This window comes from Lactobacillus intestinalis, assembly GCF_024397795.1.
GTDB classification, from domain to species: Bacteria; Bacillota; Bacilli; order Lactobacillales; family Lactobacillaceae; genus Lactobacillus; species Lactobacillus intestinalis.
Window position 1 is genome coordinate 58,830 of record NZ_CP072983.1, and the last position, 20,654, is coordinate 79,483.

At 34.1% G+C, this 20,654-nt stretch carries 17 protein-coding genes, 2 tRNA genes, 1 rRNA gene and 2 pseudogenes; 9 read left to right on the plus strand and 13 right to left on the minus strand.

The genetic code is table 11. From position 1 onward, the window contains the following. Positions 1-25: 25 nt before the first annotated feature. Positions 26-142, plus strand: a 5S ribosomal RNA gene (rrf, locus tag KBW87_RS00290). 200 nt (positions 143-342) lie between these two features. On the opposite strand, the pseudogene KBW87_RS00295 reads toward rrf, so the two are convergent. Then, positions 343-1,194, minus strand: a pseudogene (locus KBW87_RS00295) (LysR family transcriptional regulator); the annotation flags it as partial. Positions 1,195-1,372: 178 nt separating this feature from the next. On the opposite strand from KBW87_RS00295, the pseudogene KBW87_RS00300 reads away from it, so the two are divergent. After that, positions 1,373-1,843 (plus strand): annotated as a pseudogene (locus KBW87_RS00300) (FAD-binding protein); the annotation flags it as partial. Between the two features lie 18 nt (positions 1,844-1,861). Here KBW87_RS00300 and KBW87_RS00305 read toward each other — a convergent pair. From KBW87_RS00305 to KBW87_RS00345, 9 genes are all read right to left on the minus strand, one after another. Then, entirely contained in the window at positions 1,862-2,266 is a 405-nt protein-coding gene (locus KBW87_RS00305; protein WP_057809783.1) for a LysR family transcriptional regulator substrate-binding protein, read from the minus strand. Between the two features lie 5 nt (positions 2,267-2,271). Next, positions 2,272-2,739, minus strand: coding sequence for a LysR family transcriptional regulator (locus KBW87_RS00310; RefSeq protein ID WP_057809785.1), 468 nt, complete (start codon positions 2,737-2,739; stop codon positions 2,272-2,274). A 283-nt stretch (positions 2,740-3,022) separates the two neighbouring features. Beyond that, positions 3,023-3,268, minus strand: a complete 246-nt coding sequence (locus KBW87_RS00315; RefSeq protein WP_057809787.1) for a cytochrome b5 domain-containing protein — start codon at positions 3,266-3,268, stop codon at positions 3,023-3,025. 92 nt (positions 3,269-3,360) lie between these two features. Further along, the gene (locus KBW87_RS00320) at positions 3,361-4,227 is read right to left on the minus strand and encodes a lysophospholipid acyltransferase family protein (protein WP_057809789.1); all 867 of its coding nucleotides are present in this window, start codon (positions 4,225-4,227) and stop codon (positions 3,361-3,363) included. Beyond that, the gene (locus tag KBW87_RS00325) at positions 4,224-5,171 is read right to left on the minus strand and encodes a glycosyltransferase family 8 protein (RefSeq protein ID WP_057809791.1); all 948 of its coding nucleotides are present in this window, start codon (positions 5,169-5,171) and stop codon (positions 4,224-4,226) included. The genes KBW87_RS00320 and KBW87_RS00325 overlap by 4 nt, the downstream gene beginning before the upstream one ends. A gap of 11 nt (positions 5,172-5,182) precedes the next feature. Then, complete coding sequence (locus tag KBW87_RS00330) at positions 5,183-6,133, minus strand: glycosyltransferase family 8 protein (protein ID WP_057809793.1); 951 nt, start codon at positions 6,131-6,133, stop codon at positions 5,183-5,185. A 24-nt stretch (positions 6,134-6,157) separates the two neighbouring features. Continuing rightward, entirely contained in the window at positions 6,158-6,988 is an 831-nt protein-coding gene (locus KBW87_RS00335; RefSeq protein ID WP_057809794.1) for a glycosyltransferase, read from the minus strand. A gap of 18 nt (positions 6,989-7,006) precedes the next feature. Beyond that, positions 7,007-7,765 (minus strand): lysophospholipid acyltransferase family protein, encoded by a 759-nt coding sequence (locus KBW87_RS00340; protein ID WP_057809796.1) that lies wholly within the window; start codon positions 7,763-7,765, stop codon positions 7,007-7,009. Positions 7,766-8,496: 731 nt separating this feature from the next. Then, positions 8,497-9,780: a phosphatidylserine decarboxylase family protein gene (locus tag KBW87_RS00345; RefSeq protein ID WP_004043517.1), complete on the minus strand. Its 1,284-nt coding sequence runs from the start codon at positions 9,778-9,780 to the stop codon at positions 8,497-8,499. A gap of 325 nt (positions 9,781-10,105) precedes the next feature. Between KBW87_RS00345 and KBW87_RS00350 the strand changes: the two genes are divergently transcribed. Together KBW87_RS00350 and KBW87_RS00355 are read left to right on the plus strand one after the other, a co-directional pair. Beyond that, positions 10,106-11,521: an amino acid permease gene (locus KBW87_RS00350; protein ID WP_057809798.1), complete on the plus strand. Its 1,416-nt coding sequence runs from the start codon at positions 10,106-10,108 to the stop codon at positions 11,519-11,521. Positions 11,522-11,730: 209 nt separating this feature from the next. Next, positions 11,731-13,572, plus strand: a complete 1,842-nt coding sequence (locus KBW87_RS00355) for a pyridoxal phosphate-dependent decarboxylase family protein (protein ID WP_057809800.1) — start codon at positions 11,731-11,733, stop codon at positions 13,570-13,572. 284 nt (positions 13,573-13,856) lie between these two features. Here the strand turns inward: KBW87_RS00355 and KBW87_RS00360 are convergent. The 3 genes from KBW87_RS00360 to KBW87_RS00370 form a co-directional block, all read right to left on the minus strand. Then, positions 13,857-13,932, minus strand: a tRNA-Lys gene (locus KBW87_RS00360). 523 nt (positions 13,933-14,455) lie between these two features. After that, positions 14,456-14,680 (minus strand): hypothetical protein, encoded by a 225-nt coding sequence (locus KBW87_RS00365; protein ID WP_004039755.1) that lies wholly within the window; start codon positions 14,678-14,680, stop codon positions 14,456-14,458. A gap of 108 nt (positions 14,681-14,788) precedes the next feature. After that, positions 14,789-14,861: transfer RNA gene (locus tag KBW87_RS00370), tRNA-Lys, on the minus strand. 131 nt (positions 14,862-14,992) lie between these two features. Here KBW87_RS00370 and yycF point away from each other — a divergent pair. From yycF to KBW87_RS00395, 5 genes are all read left to right on the plus strand, one after another. Beyond that, complete coding sequence (gene yycF / locus KBW87_RS00375) at positions 14,993-15,709, plus strand: response regulator YycF (protein WP_057809488.1); 717 nt, start codon at positions 14,993-14,995, stop codon at positions 15,707-15,709. Between the two features lie 66 nt (positions 15,710-15,775). Next, entirely contained in the window at positions 15,776-17,632 is a 1,857-nt protein-coding gene (gene walK / locus KBW87_RS00380) for a cell wall metabolism sensor histidine kinase WalK (protein WP_057809486.1), read from the plus strand. After that, positions 17,622-18,968, plus strand: coding sequence for a YycH family regulatory protein (locus KBW87_RS00385; protein WP_083478841.1), 1,347 nt, complete (start codon positions 17,622-17,624; stop codon positions 18,966-18,968). Before walK ends, KBW87_RS00385 begins: the two co-directional genes overlap by 11 nt. A gap of 2 nt (positions 18,969-18,970) precedes the next feature. Then, positions 18,971-19,798, plus strand: coding sequence for a two-component system regulatory protein YycI (locus tag KBW87_RS00390; RefSeq protein WP_004039747.1), 828 nt, complete (start codon positions 18,971-18,973; stop codon positions 19,796-19,798). A gap of 14 nt (positions 19,799-19,812) precedes the next feature. After that, positions 19,813-20,610 (plus strand): MBL fold metallo-hydrolase, encoded by a 798-nt coding sequence (locus KBW87_RS00395; RefSeq protein WP_004039745.1) that lies wholly within the window; start codon positions 19,813-19,815, stop codon positions 20,608-20,610. Positions 20,611-20,654 lie beyond the last annotated feature (44 nt).

A 20,654-nucleotide genomic window follows, 5' to 3' on the forward strand; every position in this document is an offset into this window, starting at 1 on the left:
TTGAGCGTAGTAGCTCAAAAAAGAGTGCGGTGGCGATAGCAAGAAGGATACACCTGTTCCCATGCCGAACACAGAAGTTAAGCTTCTTAACGCCGAGAGTAGTTGGTGGGCAACTGCCTGCGAGGGTAGGCAACTGCCGTGCTCATTATGAAACTAGTTATAGTTATCTAATCTTGATGTTAGAGAACTATAACTAGTTTTTTTATTGTTGAAAAATATATTTATTTCTGTAATTAAAAAATAGAGGAGGAAACTATGATAAGAAATAAAGACCTCGAAAATTTGTATAAATTTTGAGATCTTTATGTTGAGTAAGTCATTTAATTTATTTCTGTAGAAATTTTTAAATACATTAATCAAATTTTTCATTATAGGTGAGAGTGGGAGATTTTTCTTAATAGCAATAAAATATTGTAATTGTAAAATTTGAGTATCAATTGGAAGTAAATTGATGGGTAAAGAATGGTGAATTTTATTAAGAATGCTTGCCGAAGATATTGTCAAACCAACTAGATTCCACTATTATATTTGGTTTGACATGAAATTTTGGAAAAAGCCCGTTTACCTGATGTCGAACTGCAGATTCTGGGGCGCTTAACGCTAGAGGCGATTTAAGAATAGTTTTTAAATCATACATTGATGGCGATAAAATAGTTTGATTGGGGCTAAAATATTTGGAAGTTGATGGAATGATTACATAATATTTTTCATTACCATTTATATAAAATTTTACGCCTTTTGTAATAGTTTCTGGATTTTGACCGATATAACAATCAATTTTTTCATTTAATAAACGTTCTTCATTAATTCTGGGAAATGATTCAAATAATTGAATTCTAACTTCAGGATTTTCTTTAAGAAAATCTGGTAAAAGTTTCGGGAGGAGAAAACTTTCTAAAGTTCCTATACGAATCAATTTAGAATTTGGATAAGTATAGCGCGTTAGTTTTCTGACTAATTGCTGGTCATTATAAGAAATAGTTTCAAGATAGTTGTAGTAAATCATCCCTGCTTCGGTAAGAGTAAAGGGAAGTTGGGATCGATTAAGAATTTGAGTTCCTATTTTTTCTCAATACGTTTAATTAACTGAGTAAGATAAGGTTGAGAATTATAAAGCTCTTTAGCAGCTTGAGTAAAATTACTAGTTCTTAAAAGAGTATCAATATAATGTAATAAAGTTTCAGGATTATTCATATTTTCTCCTCATAGCAAAAATGTTATTACTTATTAAGTATAATAGTATTTCACTTATTTTTTCGCTATTTATAGAATGAATTTGTAGATAGTGAAAGGAAATATAAAAATGAAATCAGGAACTTATAATGTAAAGGCAAAGGGACACGGCACATCGTATATGCCCATGAAGGTAAAAATCGCAGAGGATAAAATTAAAGAAACTGCCTATAATACAACTCAAGAGTCAATTGACAGTCAGGTTGAAGCAGATACTTTAGAAGAGTTGGCTAAGCAGATTGGAATGGCCCCGACTACTCCACAAGAAACCATTAAAAAATATAATTCTTACGTAGATCAAGGTAAAGATCCTGACTTTGGTAAAAGTGCATTTAATTTAAAATGTGAAGTTGCTCCGTTTTATGCCACTCCTCGTAAACCAGCGATTCACCATACTATGGGTGGATTGAAGATTGATACACATGCCCATGTAATAAACAAAGATGGAAAAATTATTGAGGGACTTTATGCAGCTGGGGGATTATATGCAGGAAACAGATTAGGTGGTAATTCTTTAGCTGATATTTTTACTTTTGGTAGAATTGCGGCAGATACTGCTAATAATGAAAATAAAAAAATTGATGTGAATACAAGTGCCTTGAAGCATTAAAAATAGGCCTAGCAATTGCTAGGCCTTATTTTTGTTCATAAGGTTAATTAAAAGTTGAATACTTTGAGACATCTTAACTTTAGGATTGTATGCGAGGAAAACTGTTCTAGTATTTTTGGGAAGATTAATCTTGATTTTTGCAATATCAAAACTATCCAAGAAATGGTTGTTGACAACAATTCCTACTACATCGTTCGCTAATACTTGGGTTGCTAGACTTAATTCGTCATTTCCTTCTCCAGCAATAGAGAGGTTGGAGTTATAGTTTAGGAAAGTGGATGTGATCTTTTTGCCAATTGAAGTTTGAGAAAAATAAGTTATTAAGTGATAGGGTAATAAGTCAGTTAATGAGACCTGTGGATACTGGGTTAAGGGATGATCCTTTCTAGTAATGCCGATTATTTCTTCATTATAAAGGGGCAAAAATATTAGATTAAGGTGGTCACTTTTTTAGAACAAATCCCAATATCAATTTTTCCTTCTTCTAAATTTTGATAAATGTTATTAGAGCAGTCACTGTAACAATAAAATTTGGGTTGAATTTTATTGGTTTGTTTATATTCGGAAATAATGCGAGGCAAATAAGAGCTCATTGCAGTAGGAATACTAGCAATTTTTATAATATTTTCTTCTTTGCGTTTATAGTTAGCAATATCAATTTTGGATTTTTCAATAGAATTAATTGATGTAATTGCAGCTTCGTAAAATATTTTTCCATATTCTGTTAATGTGATTTGTCCACCATTACGATTAATAAGCTGACAATTTAATTCTTTTTCTAATGATTTGATGAAATTGGATAAACTTGGTTGAGAAATATATAAATTCTTTGCAGCTTTTGAAAATTGACGTTCTTTCGCTAACTCTTTGAAATAGTAAAGTTGGTTTAAATTCATAGTTATTTCCTCATCTTTTCACATTTTATAATCTTATTATAAAATTGTTATTTACTTATAGCGATCGCTTACACTCTTGAAATAACTATGATAAATAGCTAATTTATTTTTGAATAAATATTACTTATGAGAATTGAAACTATATTATCAATCGAAGTTATTTTTGTTATAAAATCTATATTTTTGCTTAGACTAGTATACCCATTATATAAATCATTTTTAATCATTCCTAAAAAATAAAAGCCCCAGATCTAACTGATCTGGGGCTTTTATGATAAATATGTTAATCCGTAGTGTAAGTTCCGACTTTATTGATTCGGTGAAGTACACTATGGCCGTGGGGAGATTTTAAGATATCTTTGCTTAAAGCTTGACCTGCAGTAAGGCCGTGATGGTCTCCGTTGGTCCAGTGAGAATTATTAGTAACATCGTATACTACCCCGTCGACTGCAATATAAGCTGGGCGACCATTTTTACCATCGTAATTTTTTAAAGATTCTGCGGTAAATTTTTTATTGAGTTCAGTCATGTAATTTGCCCCTTTCTGGTTATTGTCTATCTCAATAGTAACATGGTGTCATCAGGTAAAGGGCCAATCCTCAACTTCTTTAGTCTTTCTTATTAATTGTTATGACGCCACCCTGCAATATCCCAGGGAGTAAAGTCGTAATCCAACTTTTTATTATAAATAGCTTCGAAAGCTTCTACTTTTTGTTTATAATCCTGCGCCATCATTAATTTGGAATTTTGATTTTCATTTAGGGCCGGATTTGGATAAATAGTTGGGAGAACATGAACAATGTATTTAGTTTGATAAAAATCAGGATTATCTTTTTCTAGCTTGGGCAAGTCTTGGATTTCGATAAAAGTAGAAATAATGGGTACATTTTGTTTAGCGGCAAAATAATAGGCTCCTCGTTGTGGCTTACGAGGCTTGCGATAATTCCACCACATTTCCTGCTCTGGGAAGATTAATACCCAATTATTACGTTCTAAAGCATTATGAAGATGCTTAGGAAATTCATTTCCAATGTAACTTGGACTATTTACCAGAGGAATCGTCCCAATGTAATTCATCAAATAACGGAAAAATCCGGGTAATTTTAAATTAGTATCTTCAATCACAATTGAGAGGTGATGATGACATTTTAGAGCTAATCTTTTAATCGTCAAAGCATCAGTCTGATTAAAATGGTTAGCTGTTACAATGGCACCTCCTTGAGGGAGATCTTTTAAATACTTTAAACCTTTTATTTCAGTAGACGCCGAAATAGTTTTTGCTAAAGTATCGAGGAGAATTTTTCCGACTTCATTATTGAGTTTGCTGGAAAGAGTAGCTTGATTCTTCCAAAAATTATCTACTAAAGCTGTTCGTTGTTGCAAAGACATGACTGGATCTCCAACTTCTACCTTTGCTGTAAAGTCACGGTTATTAGCAGCTGTTTTAATATTTTGAATGACTTGTTCGCGATTGTTTCCAATAATCATAAAGTTACAGATCCTTGCTTTTTTATTTGTGCCCAATTGTGAGGATCATTGAAAGTTTTGTCCTCTTTTTCAAGCATATAATTTAATTTTTCTCGATCTTCTTGACGTTGCAGATCAGTGTAATTGTCTAGTTCCTGTTTTAATTCATCATAAAATTTAGTTTCTTGAGCACTCTTCCAGAAATATTTTTCATATTGAACATTTTTAAAATGCCATGGTTTAAAAAATAAATTGTAGTGAATTAAACCTGGGTTAGAAATAGGGGCTGTGTTTTCATTAGGCATTGCATCCCATCTAGGATTAAGGTGGAGAATGCGTCCTTCACCGATCTCATTTAGATAATCTTGATCAGGCGCAATACAGTCGAAGTGATATTTTTCAAGTAAATCCATAAAGTGGTCAATAAAATGCTCCTCACGGAATGCTTTGCAATTTAAAACTAACATTCCAGAATTGATGTATTTCTTAGGATCCAGTGCTAAAACATCTCTGATGTAAGTGACCATTTTTTCAACATATTGAATTGAGAGGTCAGTGCATGCACCAAATAAGTTGTTTTCTAAATTTGTGGCATAAAGTTTAGAAATATCATCATTGACGATTGTGTCACTATCGATATAAATTGCCTTATCATATTGGGGAAAAAGATCAGGGATGAATAAACGATAAAAAATCGACATAGTGAAAAAATCCGCTCTTAGGTAATTTTCTTTACGATTTTTGATCGGCTTTACTAGTTCATCATCGATATGAAAAAACTTTACATGAACATTTTCATTGCCCAAAGCTGCTAGATCTTCCTTGTGCTCAGGAGTTAGATCTTGATTTAAGAAATAAACTGTATAGTCTTTTTCCGAATCGGCATGTTTAACCAATGAATTTAATGAAACCGCCGCATATTTAGTAAAGTCATCACTAATACTGTAAAAAACAGGAATTGTCATAATTGTACCTTCTAAATTCTTACATCTTCTGTTTTCTTTACCTTAGCCCAAGTATATTTCTCTTTTTCAATAGATTTAACTTTGTCAGCCATTTTCTTAAGGTCATCACGAGCGTGCTGACGATCTTCATCGGTAAAGTCCTCCAATTGTTTCTTTAACTCATCGTAGTAAGGAGTAGTTTTTGCGACTTTCCAGAAGTAATCACCATATTGAACATCTTTAAAATGCCAAGGCTTGAAGAAAAGATTGTAGTGGACAATTTTAGGATTAGGGATTTCATCCATATTTTCATTTGGCATCGCATCCCATTCTTTTTCCAAATGAAGGATCTTGTCTTCACAAATCTCATTCATGTAAGCTTGATCTGGATCCGGATTGTCAAAGTGATATTTACTCATCAAATAATAGAACTTATCAACGAATTTCTTGTCACGGAATTCTTTCATGTTAAATAAGATGACGCCATTGTTGATGTATTTTTCTGGGGGAAAGATTCCTTGGCACTTTTTAATGTATTCTTGCAAAAGTGGCATAAAACGAATTGATAAATCAGGACAACTAGCAAACATATTATCTTGAAGATCAATATTGTACATATCCGCAATATCAGTATTGATGATTGTATCAGCATCTAGATAGACAGCTTTATCATATTGAGGAAAGAGTTCGGGGATAAATAAGCGGTAGAAGATAGACATAGTAAAGAATTGACCACGTAAGTAATTTTCTTCCCCTTTGTGAATAGGTTTAACCATTTCATCATCAATGTGAAAAATATTAACATGTACATTATCAGTTGACATATCTTCAAGTGATTTTTTGTGTTCATCACTGATATCTTGAACTAATAAAGTAATAGTATAGTCTTTGTTTTTGTCAGCATGGTCAATTAAAGATTTAATAGAAACTGCTGCGTAAGGTGTGTAGTTATCACTAATTGTATAAAAAACAGGAATTGTCATAATATCCTCCAAATAATTCTTTTATTACTTAAGATTATCCCTTAATTTGAGGTATTCGTTAAGTATATTGTCATACTCATGCAATTTTAAAACGCTATGCACTCTTTCCACATCCCATGGTTTTACGGTTTGTGTGTGGAAATACGGTTTAAATCGAAAACTTGTAGTGAAATGTTGGATTACGGTATCGTCTCGGAGATGATATTGTTCATTAAAACGGCGCGGAGCAATTTTCTTTTTAGTGGCAAGCTTATTTATAGCAGATTGATCTGGCAAGAACATGCGCTTAACTTGCATCATATGACGAACTTTAGCAAATAAGTTGGTCTTTTTGATTTCATCCATGTTGATTAATAGAACGCCCGAATTAAGATAATCAAGCATCTTATGCTCGTGGACATTATGAAAGAAAAAGCGACCCCAGTAATCCAGTACTCCTACTAATTCGACGTTTTCAATATTTTGATGATAAAAGTCTTTAATATCTTTGCGAATGATGACATCATCATCTAAATAAAGAACTCGATTTGGAATTTGCGGTAATTGATCTGCAAATAATCTAAGCATGGCATATGGTGTAAAACGCGTCCCCATATTAGCAGTTGGCGGCTCTTTAACAAATAAATCTGTGCAATCGATAAGTTCCAATGTATTGTGAGCGTTTTTCTTAACTAAGAGAGAACGAATAAAGTCTGCGGCTTTTTTAGAAAAAGGCTGATACTGTTTGTCTTTATTCTCTGTTTTCATTGTTAGAATATAAATATGTAATTCTTCCGTGGTATTTTTTAGTAAAGATAATGTTGTGATTAATACTCCATCTTCTGCATGATTGTCACCGCAAAAAAGAATATTCATGATTAGATCCTCGCATAATTATTTTTTTACATAATGGCAATATTGATAGTCGCTAGTCTGCGCGCGTTCAATCATTGTCTCCCTAATTTTATTGTAAAGCTTATCTTGAGCTTTTTTGTGAGAAAGGGCTTGATTTGGATAAAAAGGTCCATCGATATAGATGATAATTTTTGGACGTTTGCCAAATTTGGGTTTGTGATAGGTGGTAGTCATTGTAAAACTTGGCACATTCAGTTGCACAGGGAAGTGCATGCTAGTGTTAGAGAAAGGGCGAATTTTAGTGTAGTAAGGCCAAACATGGGCCTCCGGATAGATGGCAATGACCTTTTTTTGATGAATGAGTGTTTTGATGGCTTGGATAAGTTTGGCAGATTCTTGAAGGTTTTCTCCGACGGGTAAGCCGCCATAGCGTACGAGATGTTTGCCAATAAAAGGGATGCCCCAATTTGCTTGTCCTGCTATTGCATAGAAGCGATAAGGCGAAGCAATGGTTAGTGGCGTAAAGACGTCGCCCATGGGTTGGGTATGATTTCCATATAAAAAATATCCACTTTGATTGACGAGTTTTAGTTTGTGCTTTCCTTTAACATGAACTTTTAAAAATAATCGAGAATAACCCCAACCAAAAAGAGCAGCCAAAGTTCGAGCAATGTAATTCCAAAGTTTTGCGCTGATTGAAGTAGGGATAATTTGATAGTCCTTGGGAAGTTTATAATTTTGATTTTTACTGGCTACTACATCGTCAGTAGGCTTGGTGTAATAATAATTTTGCATAATTTTCTTCCTAAAATAACATTATGTTCATTTTATCATTAATTAGACTTTATTTTAGGGATAAGAGGGAATTACATAGAATGTCATAATCGAAATGAATACTAGAAAAGGTACAAAAAAAGAGCAACCCTGAAGGTTGCTCATGGTGACATTTTTCTCAAGTTCCCAGCTTGATACTTGCGTGCCATTTTTACACTTTTGTTAGTGTTTCTCATCATGCGAGAAGCACGACTTACTATATCAATTAGATATAATTAAGATAACTTAAAACACTCTAATGCCAACTTACTTAGATATGAGCCCGACTTGTTTGAATTGTAAAAACTCAAACAGCACTCTTCCTAATTACCAAAGTCTTTTTTACCAGTAAATAGCAAAAAGCCCACTCAACTTGAAATAACGGTCTTTTAAAGGTCGATATTTTTGTTCAATAAAAAAGACGGTCATCTAGACCGCCCACGCAAGGCATGTTTTTTCATGTCTTGGCTACTATTGATTCTGATTATATTATCCGTAGCTCCGCTCATGCATGAAGTACACTTGACTCTTCGCGAGTTGAGAAAGCTTTTTTAAGAATTAAGCTTCAGCAAAGCACTAGAGGCAGGACCTTGTGTCCTGTCTTTTTCATTATACATCATGACAATAGTATTGTGTTTGTCTAATAATGACAAAAAAATATAGGAAATTAACAAATGATTGTTAATCTCCTACATTCTTAGATTTACTAATAAAAATTACTTAACTCTAGCAATTTCACTGCGTACCTTGATATCGGAACTACCTAAACCAGGTTCTTGACCGTGTAAATTGAATTCAAGTTGAGTTTCTGGTCTGAACAACATTACGTGAGTTGAACCACCATAGTGGAACATACCAAGTTGGTCGCCTTTCTTGACATGTTGACCAACTTTAACTGTAATTTCATCACTTGATACTTCGGACATACCTACAGCAACAAAGCACATAAGTCCAATCTTAGGATTGTCTGCTTTGATAAAGATAACGGCACGAGTAGAAGTTGAAGTTAAGAATTCTTGTGATGCAGTAGCTTGACTGTCATCAGGTGTTACACTGTCATAACCCTTATAAAGATCTTCAGCGTAGTAAGCACCTGGTAAGTTATAAGCTTTAACAATAGTTCCATCAACTGGGCTATTCCAACGGTGATAACTAAATACACTTAAGAATGCTTGATAAAGTGTTCCACCAGCAAATTTAGCAGCCCATGGATCATTTTGAAGAAGGTCTAACAAAGAATAAGGTTGACTCTTAATCCAGAACTTAGCTTGTAAAGGAACGTTATGAGCAATCTTAAGTGGTGCTGATTCACAAGAACAAGCAATTGAATCTGGATCATCAGGGTTTTCTACAGGACGAACGCCAGGATTAAATTCACGAGTAAAGTAATCATCCCATGATTTGAATCCTAAATGTTTATCAAAATCACTAGAAGCACACTTGAAAACTTTTTGGAAGTCATCACCATAGGCTTTTTCAGCCATACGTTTAAGGGCTTCCTCACCTAGCCAACCTTGTGAACTTGTATTAAGAACATAAGTTGAGGCTTCACTCTTTAAGTATCTTCCCCAGTAATTAAGAATATCACGTAATTTAGCGTTAACTTTATCGTTCATAAAGAATGCGTAACCAGCACGGGTTCCCATTGGATAGTTAAAGATAGCTGCCATTGGAGTACCAACGAAACTAGTTTCATTATATTCAGGAGCACGTTGAATTACTCTGTTAATCATTAATAACATTTGGTGATAATCACGAACTTGTGGAAGGTCAGCAGGAGCATCAACAAGTCTCTTTGGAATCTCATCAAACATCATTTGAGCAAGATTCCAAATGTAATGATCATTTTCAATTAATTCTTTCAAAGCTTGAACTGGGGGTAAAAGCTTTTGGTTTTCTTCTGATTTGGCTTCCTCCAAAACTTTACGTAACCAAGCATTATAAGCTTTTTGATCGCTTGGACGCCATTTATCAACATTATATGGAATATCTACAGCCATAATATAATCTCCTCTCGTTTATTTTAACTAGTGATCACGTGATTACAGTTTCACAGTACGCTAATGCATTTATAAATTCAAATAAAACGAGTTGAGAAAAATAGATTTAATTAATGACACAATTCAAATCTTATTAGTTGCTTATAAGAGGCCCCTCCTATTACAATGACAGTGTAGTTTCATCCTAGATTAAATACTTTTGGATTTTATTATTATCAATGACTAGCATTATTTTCATGTAAAGATAACGATTAAATGTAAAAAATGTTTTCTAGTCTTACTACAATAATGAATTTTTATATTATATATGGGAGGTTAGATCTATATGTCGAATAAAAAATTATCCACTGTCAGCTTGGGTACATTTATAGGAATGACAATTGCGTTAGCTGCAAGTATTCGTAATATTCCGGATGTTGCCGCTGCTGGCTGGCCCATGTTTCTGTATATGGCAATCTCGACATTTCTATTTGCTTTACCTATTTGTTTGATTGCCGGTGAATTTGGTAGTACTTTTCCTGAACATGGTGGTCCAGAACTGTGGGTACGTAATACTCTAGGAGATAATTTTGGGTTTGCAACCTCATGGTTGCTTTGGACTATTTTGTTTCCAGGGATGGTTGTAGTTGCTTCTGCATTGCCACCACTTATTGCTACAGCAATTAATATGCCAAAATTGGGTACAAATAATATTTTTACTTTAATAGTTATTTTAATTTCGTTTTGGGGAATGACTATTTTAAATAGACACTTTGATATGGCAAAAATTACTGGTAAATGGGGAGATTGGATAGGAATTTACATCCCATTTATTGTTATGACTATTCTTGGTATTGCTGCGGTGGTTAAGACTGGAATTCATCCAACATCTATCCTACAAAGCTTTTCACCTGAAAAAATAATTCCCCTTGGTTCAGGTGCAAAGTCTTTGGCTTATTTTTCTCCAATTGCCTTAATATTTGTGGGTATTGAATTATCATCTGTGTATATAACTCGTTTAAAGAAGACATCAGAATATCCTATTGGTGTTTTAGCAACACTAGCCTTTATGTTGATTTTAAACTTAATTAACGGTTTTATGGAATCTGCTGTAGTCGCACCAACTGAAATTAATCTTAACAACATTGTGCAGCCTATTATCATTTACAATAAAATATTAGGTTTACCTTCATGGATTAACAATGTATTTAGTATTTTGGTTGCAGTAGGTGTATGTATTCAACTTTCAGCATGGGTATCTGGTCCAGGAAAAACAATGTTAGCTTCTGCTAGGGATGGATATATTTCTCCAAAATTAAAATTCTGGAAGAAAGATAAATTTGGTGATTCTCCATCAATTATGTATGTTCAAGCTGTTGTAGTTTCTGTTTTCTCTTGTGCTTATTTATTAATTCCAGATATTAATAGTGCATTTCTTGATTTAGTTAATGCTACTAACGTCATTTATTGTACTGTCTATGTATTCATGGCAATTGGTTTTATTAAGATGAGAGTCGAAAAACCAAATTTGACATCCGACTTTAAAGTTGGAAATACTTTTGTTGCCTGGTTAATAGGACTAGTATTAATAATTACCATCGGAGTTATTATGGTAGCTACATTTGTTGTAGGTACATGGTTCAATTTCCTTGTAGTGGCCGTTATTAGTGCAGTTATCATTATATTACCGTTCATCTTCTTCCACTTTAAGAAGCCAGAATGGGCTAAAGAAGTAGATAACTTAATAAAAGATAATCATTAATAATAGCTGGAACACTTTATAATGTTTAAACATTATGGAGTGTTTTTTATATAAAGATATTTAAAGAGAATGATAAGCTTTAATATTTGTGTGTTAAGTTTTAGGGTGTATTATCAATTTGTGAATAGAACTTTATGCTAATGACTATCTGATTAAAAAAGGATTTTAAAATTAGCTTATTGTATTTTTTTCGAAAGGAGAATATATAAATGGACAATAAAGATATTGATTATAATGCTTTATTTGTTGGAGATAAATCCGAGAATGGCGATAATTATATCAATGAATTATCACGCTTACTTCAAAGTCATATGGGTTGGCGGAAAAATTATATTCCTGGTGATATTTCAGCAATTACAGATGAAGATAAACGTTCACCAGAATATCAAGCTACATTACAGCGTCAACATGATGTTTTGACAGAAGTTGATCACCGCTTGCGCCAAGGTAGTGTTCCTTGGATGTCAGCTGGTCGCTACTGGGGTCAAATGTTATCTGATACTTTAACACCATCCATGCTTGCATACTCACAAGCTATGCTTTGGAATGCAAACAATGTTACTTTGGAATGTTCAATGGCTACTTCGAAAATGGAAGCAGAAGTTGGAGATGAAATTGCAGATCTTCTTGGATATAAAGAAGGCTGGGGACACCTTACTCACGATGGTTCTATTGCTAACCTAGAAGCACTTTGGTATATGCGGCAATTTAAGTCTATGCCATTGGCATTTAAAGAAGTGGTTCCTGAAAAAGTTAAGGGATTGAGTGAATGGGAGCTTTTGAATATGTCAGTTGAAAAAGTTCTTGATATTTTGAAGACCTTGACTCCAAAACAAATTGATGAAGTTAAAGCACATTCCTCAAGAAGTGGTAAGAATATTCAAAAACTTGGCAAATTAATTGTTCCATATACTAAACACTATTCTTGGTTAAAAGCACTTGATATTACTGGTGTTGGATTAGACCAAATGGTACAGATTCCTGTAAAGAGTGATTTCCGTCAAAATGTAGATATCCTTAAGGAAAAAGTTAAGGAATTAGCTTCTAAACATATCCCAATTCTTGGTGTAGTGGCTGTTGTTGGGACTACTGAAGAAGGACAAGTGGATGAAGTTAATAAAATTGTAAAATTCCGTGAGGAAATGAAGAAACAAGGAGTTTATTTCTACATTCATGTTGATGCTGCTTATGGTGGTTATGCTCGTGCTTTATTTAGAGATGAAAATAATCATTTTGTAGAATATGATCAACTTAAAGATATGTTTAAGAAGCACCATGTATTCAATACTGATGTACATATTGATAAAGACGTTTATGAAGCATATAAGGCAATTAAAGATACAGAATCAACTACTATTGATCCTCATAAGATGGGATATGTTCAATATTGTGCAGGAAGTATCGCAATTAAATATCAAAGTATGCGTAATGTGATTTCTTACTTTGCTCCATATGTATTTGAAAAGAAGACCGCAGAAGCACCAGATATGTTAGGCTCTTACATTCTTGCTGGCTCTAAAGGTGGTGCAACTGCTGCTGGTGTATGGGCAGCTCATCAAACCGTACCTCTTAATATTACTGGATATGGGCGTTTGATTGGTTCGTCTATTGAAACTGCTCAACGGTTCCGTAAATTCTTAAAGAAATTGAAGTTTGATATTAATGGTAAAACAGTTGAAGTTTATCCATTAGATAACCCTGATTTCAATATGGTTGACTGGGTCTTAAAGGTCGATGGTGAAACTGATTTGGAGAAGACAAATAAATTGAATGAAAAGATGTTTAACATGTCTTCATTCTATGATAGTCGCGTATATTCTAATTTGTTCCTTACCTCACATACCATCTTTAAGAAAGATACATATGGTGATTCTCCAGTTCCATTTATTGAAAGAATGGGATTCACTAAAGATGACTGGGAAAAAGTTGGCTCAGTAACATTGCTTCGTGCTGCTATTATGACGCCATTTCTTCATGATACAAAGACTTTTGAATTCTATACTGAAGGAATTGCTAAAGCAATGGGAGAAAAACTTCAACAAATTTTGTAAAAGTACTAATCCTTTTGCCATTCTAGTTTGTAAAAATTAGAAAGGACAGCTGGACTAAGGAAGTCAAAGAATTAATGACCCAATATAGTTCGAAGAAATAAGCCTATTCAAAAATTAAATAGCAGAGAAAACCTCTGAAATATAAAACTACTGACAATTAACGTTGAAATAGACGCTAATTTGTCGGTAGTTTTGTTTTAAGCAAAAATAAAAGCCAAATACCATATGGTACTTGGCTTTAGGTATAAAAAAAGCACCGACTACTTGCAGTGCCATTTTCATTTTGGTGGGTGGTCAGGGGATCGAACCCTGGACCCACGGATTAAGAGTCCGTTGCTCTGCCAGCTGAGCTAACCACCCAATTTTTGTTCAGCTCTCAACCGCTGACAGTTAAATATATTATCAATTAATTTGCCTTTTGACAAGTATTTTTTTACAAAAAATATTGAAAAATTTAAAAAAGATAAAAAGTACTGGATATATTCACCTTGAAATGATAATTTTGCAACAAAAAAGGTGGTTCAATGACCACCAACAAGACGTCTTTCGGCAAGTGATCAGCTTACCTTTGTTGCGCGTCTGCTCAACATACTTTAATTGCTATTGGTTTAGTATTGTACCAAGCTTCACGACTCGTTGATTTAGTCACTCGATTGATCCACAAAATTAAGCATTAATGCTTCGTGAGTAAAACAACCAGAAGTAACTTTTCTTAAGTGGCTTTTTTCGTAGTCTAAATTTGAAAAATCATTAAACCAATTAAATTTTACATGCCACACATTAACAAATGCTTTAATTATTGTTTCTAATTTGACTGGTTGTAGTAATTATTGACTTACTCAAAAACAAATAGCTTCCCCATGAGGAGAAGCTATAAAAATTTTCATAGTTTTTCTGTGATTTTGTATGGCTCGCCATGTTTATCATCTCTAGCTTTATCAGCGAAGTAAATAGCGTATTTGCCACTTTTGGCATTTTGGGCGATTACAATTTGCCCTGCGGTTGGTTTATCAGCTTTGATGATTTGAGCACTTCTTCTAGCTTCTTTGAAGTCGTGAGAAGAAGCAATGGCATCCCCAGGATTAAAAAATACATTTTCGTTGTTCATGAAAAAGCTCCTCTCTGCTTAATTTCTTATCTTCATTTTACCAATAATTCTGATTGAGAAGCTATTTTTTAGCAACAAAAAAACATCGCCGAAGCGATGTTAAAGTTATGGGTGGTCAGGGGATCGAACCCTGGACCCACGGATTAAGAGTCCGTTGCTCTGCCAGCTGAGCTAACCACCCATGTCATAACTGACAGATACTATTATGCAATGAATCAAAATAAAATGCAAGCATTTTTTACAAATTTCTTTATTTTTTTGGCTAAATTGGTAAAAACCAGTATAATATAGGGGCAAAGGAGGCATTCGGGTATGCCAAAAAAGATTCTCGTGGTTGACGATGAGAAGCCAATTTCTGATATCATTAAATTTAATTTGACTAAGGAAGGCTTTGACGTTGACACCGCCTATGATGGTGAAGAAGCTGTTAAAAAAGTTGACGAATATGATCCAGATTTAATGATTCTGGATTTGATGTTACCAAAAAAAGATGGACTTGAGGTTGCACGTGAAGTACGTCAAACTCATGATATGCCTATTATTATGGTAACTGCTAAAGATACTGAAATTGATAAAGTTTTAGGACTTGAAATGGGTGCAGACGATTACGTAACTAAGCCATTTTCTAACCGTGAACTAGTTGCACGTGTTAAGGCTAACTTGCGCCGTCGTGATATTGTAAAGAAAGCAGAAGCTGCAACTCAAGAAGAAACCGATAAAAATATTACTATTGGTAACTTGGTAATTATGCCAGATGCCTATATTATCGAAAAAAATGGTAAAAAAATCGAGTTGACTCACCGTGAGTTTGAACTCTTATACTATTTAGCTCAACATATGGGACAAGTTATGACTCGTGAGCACTTGCTTCAGACTGTTTGGGGTTATGACTACTTTGGCGATGTGCGGACTGTGGACGTTACGGTACACCGATTAAGAGAAAAGATTGAAGATAATCCAATCCAACCTCAAATTTTGGTAACTCGTCGTGGTGTCGGCTATTATGTAAAACAACCAACCGATGAATAGAGAAGAAAGCCACAACTGTAATTAGTTGAATGGCTTTCTTTTTGTGTTTTTATTTTTAGAGTAAAGATGAAGAGAATAAAAGATAAACTAAAAAAGACATTTAATTCCATAAGTACAAAACTCGCAATTGTATTTATGTTGATGTTAATTGCCACAATTGAAGTAATTGGGGCCTATTTTACTAGACAACTTGAACAAAATAGTATTGAAAATTTTCAATCTTCAATTCAAATTCAGAATGTTGTTGCTAATCAATTAGCGTCTCAATTAACTCGAGACAATAAAGGGACTAATGATCGTTTAAGTAGAATTATTAATGATTACAATAATGATTCAATTAGTGAAATTATTGTGGTTGATAATAAAGATATTATTCGAGCAGTCTCAAGTTTAAATGATCGAAGTAGAATTGGGCAAAGAGTCAACAATAATGATGTTAAACAAGTTACCTCAACTGGGAGACAATTAACTAAAATTGTTGATGATAATGGCAGTAATTATATGATCCAAATTACTCCATTAGGAAGTGGAAATGGATCGACCAGCACTGTGGGAGCAGTCTACGTTCGGGCAAGCATGCAAAATGTATTTCAAGATTTGCGTAATACCTCAATGATGTTTTTGCTGGCGTCTTTGATTGCTGCTATTTTAGGGGCAATTTTAGCTTTAGTTATTTCCCGGGCGATAACCAGGCCAATTGAAGAAATGAAAAGCCAGGCGCTTAGTATTGCCGATGGCGACTATTCTAGTCAAGTGAAAATTTATTCTAATGACGAATTAGGACAATTGGGTGAAGCTTTCAATACTTTATCAGTTAGAATTGAAAAGTCGCAGGAAGAGTCGGAAAGTGAGCGACGAAGACTAGATAGCGTGCTGTCTCACATGACTGATGGGGTAATTGCGACAGATCGCCATGGAAATGTTACTATTGTTAACCAAATGGCACTTAATTTTCTAAATGTAAAAGAAAATGATGTTGTAAATAAACCGATTGCGGAAGTTTTAGGAATTGATGAATCTTCTCAAGACCTTATTTCTAATCAAAAGGAAATAGTTGTAACAGTGAATGCAGGAACCCAAGATGAAATGATTCTCCATGCTAGCTTTTCTTTAATTAAAAGAGTTACAGGATTTGTTTCCGGAAGTGTATGCGTTCTTCATGATGTGACTGAGCAATTAAAAAACGAAAACTCGCAAAAGCAATTTGTATCCAATGTTTCTCACGAATTGAGAACGCCACTAACTAGTTTAAGAGCTTATATTGATGCCCTTAGTGAGGGAGCATGGAAAGATCCAAACATTGCTCCTAAGTTTTTAGAGGTAACTCAAGAAGAAACTGAAAGAATGATTCGAATGATTAATGATCTGCTAAGTCTCTCTCGCATGGATCGTGGGGTTTCTCGAATGGATCTTGAATGGGTAAATCTAAATGATTTTGTAGCCCATATTTTGAATCGATTTGATATGATTGTAAAAAACGATAAGAAAAAAGGCGAGAAAAAGAAATACACTATTAAGAGAGAATTGTGCAATCAAGCTCTTTGGGTGGAGATTGATACGGATAAAATGATGCAAGTGGTTGATAACATCATCAATAATGCCATTAAATATTCTCCTGATGGTGGTGTGATTACTGTCAAATTGGTTCAAAAACAAGATCGGGTAATTTTAAGTATTTCAGATCAAGGATTAGGAATCCCAAGAAAGGACTTGAATAAGATTTTTGATCGATTCTATCGTGTTGATAAGGCAAGATCACGCGCTCAAGGAGGAACCGGCTTAGGATTGGCGATTGCTAAAGAAATCGTAGAAGCTCACCAAGGTAAAATTTGGGCTGAAAGTAGCGAAGGAAAAGGATCTACTTTCTATATTTCTCTACCATATGAACCGATGAGCGAGGAGGATGACTGGGATGAAGTTTAAATTTAAGTTTGGTGACTTCTTTTTAGGCCTAGCAACTTTTGTAGTTATTGTTTTATCTATCATTTTATGGATATTTATAATGACTAGTGATCAGCGCTTTAGTAGAATTAATCAAACAAATAATCAAGTTACTCGAGGACAAGCGCGAACCAAAAATAATAAATCTCTCTATGATTTATATATCCCGACGAATGCATATGGGTTTATTGATGGGAAACCCTATCGGCTATACGATTCCAAAAACAATTTACCCTTTGAATTTACTAAAGAGTTGCGTCAAGTAACAGCCACTGACCTAAAGAAAATAGGGAATAATCGGACTCAATACCAAGAATTACTAAATAACCCTAATTTTATTCAGTTATCTTATCCTGATCAGGTTACTTTTGGTTTGTTTACTCCTTTAGCCAATAGCAAGCAGAAAAATAGAGAATTCAATCGAATTTTTATTCCAGATAATAATAAATGGGTATATTTGGGAAATGATCAGAGTAATACTATTTATAAAGTCTCATTAAAAAATGCTAATTTTAATTGGTTACGTAGATATGCTAAAAAGGCAAAGAATAAGACGCCAGTTAATTTTGTTCGTTTGAAATCAAGTTACTCTGCTTTTTATAGTAAATCTGTAAACTGGAGTGTATATAGTTATATTACGACTTCTCAATCAGATTCGTATTTTGTGAGCCGGCTGCTTGGAACGTCCGGCGTTACAAGTAAAACTAATAAAAATGGCCGCACTACTTATTCCTACAACTATTACACCCGACTCAAAGTCCCTGCTGCGGGCGAAAGAAATGATCATAATTTCCAGTATACTCATTTTGAAAAGGGAAAAATTCCAAGTGTGAATAATCGTCTGCTAGATAGTGTTTATTATGTGCATAAACTTGGTATGACAGAACAAGATTTGCGTTTCTTTGATGCTGATAATAACGTAGTTCGCTATACCAATTATATTGAAGGCATTCCTGTTTTCTTGAACGATCACGATCTACAAGTTAACAATAGCTTTTCTTCAGACGCAATCAATATTGAGTTTAACAGTATTAATTTCCAAATCCCAATTCCATTTGATGGACAAACTCAGAGTTTAGAATCTACTTATGATTTAGTAGATTCGCTAGAAAAACATGGCCTCCATCAGAATGATATTGAAAGAATTATGGTGGGATTCAAAGTAGAAAAAGATAATGGCCATCATAGCTTAGTAAATTTAATTCCAACTTACTATATTAAAGCTTATGGAGAATGGAAGAGCCAAGATGAATGGCAAAAGCAGAATATTAGCATTTATAAGGACATGGAAGTTAAGAGCAAAGAAGAGGTGAAGTAAAGATGGATCATAAAAGAATAGAATGGTTATTTTTGATTGTGTTTACTTTGATCGATATTTACTTGGCTGTTGAAATTTTGCGGTCACCAGTCCATTTAAGCAATGCTGATACTAATACAAGTAGTAGTTCAAATATCCGTAGTGAAATGAGAAGTGATGGAATTGAATTGCCAAAGTTATCTGAAACTCAGTCTTCTGGATACTATTTAGCGGCAAAAAATAGAGACTATTTATCTAATAAAATCAATAGTCTCACACAAGTAGATGCGCATTATTCAAAAGCAGATAACTCTTTGACAGCGAGTCCTAAAAACTCCGTTCTAATAAAAGGATCTCATAAAGAAAAATTGAAACGATTGGAAGAATTTAAGAATAATCCTAAGAATATTCCTTATGGTAAAGAATTTAAATATGAGGCGGATATGTCGGGAGATGATAGTTATACCTATGTTCAATCTTCTGAATATGGCCAAATTTATGATAATGACGCTCAACTAACCATCACTGTCCAAAATGGTCAAATTTCAAATTATACTCTCACTTATATGGGTCCCGTTAATCCGGTTCGTGAACTTCAATCTACAATCAGTCCTTGGCATGCGGTTCGGGCAATGTATACTGATCGTGAAATATCAAATAACTCTCGCGTCATTCAAGTAAAGTTGGGTTATTCTAAATTAACTGAAGTTCGTGGAAGCACAATTTTATTACCAACTTGGCTTGTATGGGTAGAAAGTAAAGCCACTAAGAATGTGACCTTAAAGCGTGTAAATGCTTATACAGCCCAAATGTTGCAGTCTAACACGTCGTATAATGTGGAAAAGAATTAGAAAGGCAGAGTAGAGTGCAAGTTTCAGTTTTAGCAAGCGGTTCAACAGGTAATACTAGTTTAATTGTGACAAAAAAGCACAAAATTTTAATGGATGCAGGTTTATCAGGAAAAAAGACGAAAGATTTGCTTGCTCAAGTAGGAGTCGACATTAAAGAAATTGATATGGCGTTTTTAAGTCATGATCATGCCGATCATAGTAGTGGCTTAGGTGTTTTGATGCGACGCTATCCGCAAATTAATGCTTTTGCTAATCAGGGAACTTGGAAATATTTAATCGATACTAATAAAATTGGAAAGTTACCAGAAGAGCAAATAAATTTAATTGAGCCGGGGCAAACGAAAACTTTTGAGGATTTAGATATTACTGCCTTTGCAACAAGTCATGATGCGGCGCAACCACAATATTATGTATTTAGTAGTGGCGGCAAAAGAGTGGCATTTTTAACCGATACGGGATATGTATCTGAAAAGGTTGAAGATACTATTAAAGATGCGGATGCCTACATGATGGAGTTTAATTATGATCCTCAATTATTAAGAGATGGTCCTTATTCCTGGTCGCTTAAATCAAGAATTTTGTCTGATGTGGGACATTTATCAAATGAAGAAGCTGGAAATGCTCTTTTAGATGTGGTAAGTTCTAAAACAAAACATATATTTTTAGCCCATCGCAGCCAGCATAATAACACGGAAGTACTAGCTCATGAGACTGCTGAAAAAATATTGGTGGATGGGGATGCGAATCTGGATTCTGATGTTAAAATTATTGATACAGAGCCTGATAAGCCAACAGATTTATTTGAAGTTTAAATTTTTTCCAAACTTTATTCATATAAAGTTCAAATTTTAACGGT

What these genes read in the sequence shown, in the direction of transcription:
- KBW87_RS00310 (WP_057809785.1), bottom strand. Translation starts at nt 2,739, where the DNA reads ATGAATTTAAACCAACTTTACTATTTCAAAGAGTTAGCGAAAGAACGT.
- KBW87_RS00315 (WP_057809787.1), bottom strand. Translation starts at nt 3,268, where the DNA reads ATGACTGAACTCAATAAAAAATTTACCGCAGAATCTTTAAAAAATTAC.
- KBW87_RS00320 (WP_057809789.1), bottom strand. Translation starts at nt 4,227, where the DNA reads ATGATTATTGGAAACAATCGCGAACAAGTCATTCAAAATATTAAAACA.
- KBW87_RS00325 (WP_057809791.1), bottom strand. Translation starts at nt 5,171, where the DNA reads ATGACAATTCCTGTTTTTTACAGTATTAGTGATGACTTTACTAAATAT.
- KBW87_RS00330 (WP_057809793.1), bottom strand. Translation starts at nt 6,133, where the DNA reads ATGACAATTCCTGTTTTTTATACAATTAGTGATAACTACACACCTTAC.
- KBW87_RS00335 (WP_057809794.1), bottom strand. Translation starts at nt 6,988, where the DNA reads ATGAATATTCTTTTTTGCGGTGACAATCATGCAGAAGATGGAGTATTA.
- KBW87_RS00345 (WP_004043517.1), bottom strand. Translation starts at nt 9,780, where the DNA reads ATGGCTGTAGATATTCCATATAATGTTGATAAATGGCGTCCAAGCGAT.
- KBW87_RS00350 (WP_057809798.1), top strand. Translation starts at nt 10,106, where the DNA reads ATGTCGAATAAAAAATTATCCACTGTCAGCTTGGGTACATTTATAGGA.
- KBW87_RS00355 (WP_057809800.1), top strand. Translation starts at nt 11,731, where the DNA reads ATGGACAATAAAGATATTGATTATAATGCTTTATTTGTTGGAGATAAA.
- KBW87_RS00365 (WP_004039755.1), bottom strand. Translation starts at nt 14,680, where the DNA reads ATGAACAACGAAAATGTATTTTTTAATCCTGGGGATGCCATTGCTTCT.
- yycF (WP_057809488.1), top strand. Translation starts at nt 14,993, where the DNA reads ATGCCAAAAAAGATTCTCGTGGTTGACGATGAGAAGCCAATTTCTGAT.
- walK (WP_057809486.1), top strand. Translation starts at nt 15,776, where the DNA reads ATGAAGAGAATAAAAGATAAACTAAAAAAGACATTTAATTCCATAAGT.
- KBW87_RS00385 (WP_083478841.1), top strand. Translation starts at nt 17,622, where the DNA reads ATGAAGTTTAAATTTAAGTTTGGTGACTTCTTTTTAGGCCTAGCAACT.
- KBW87_RS00390 (WP_004039747.1), top strand. Translation starts at nt 18,971, where the DNA reads ATGGATCATAAAAGAATAGAATGGTTATTTTTGATTGTGTTTACTTTG.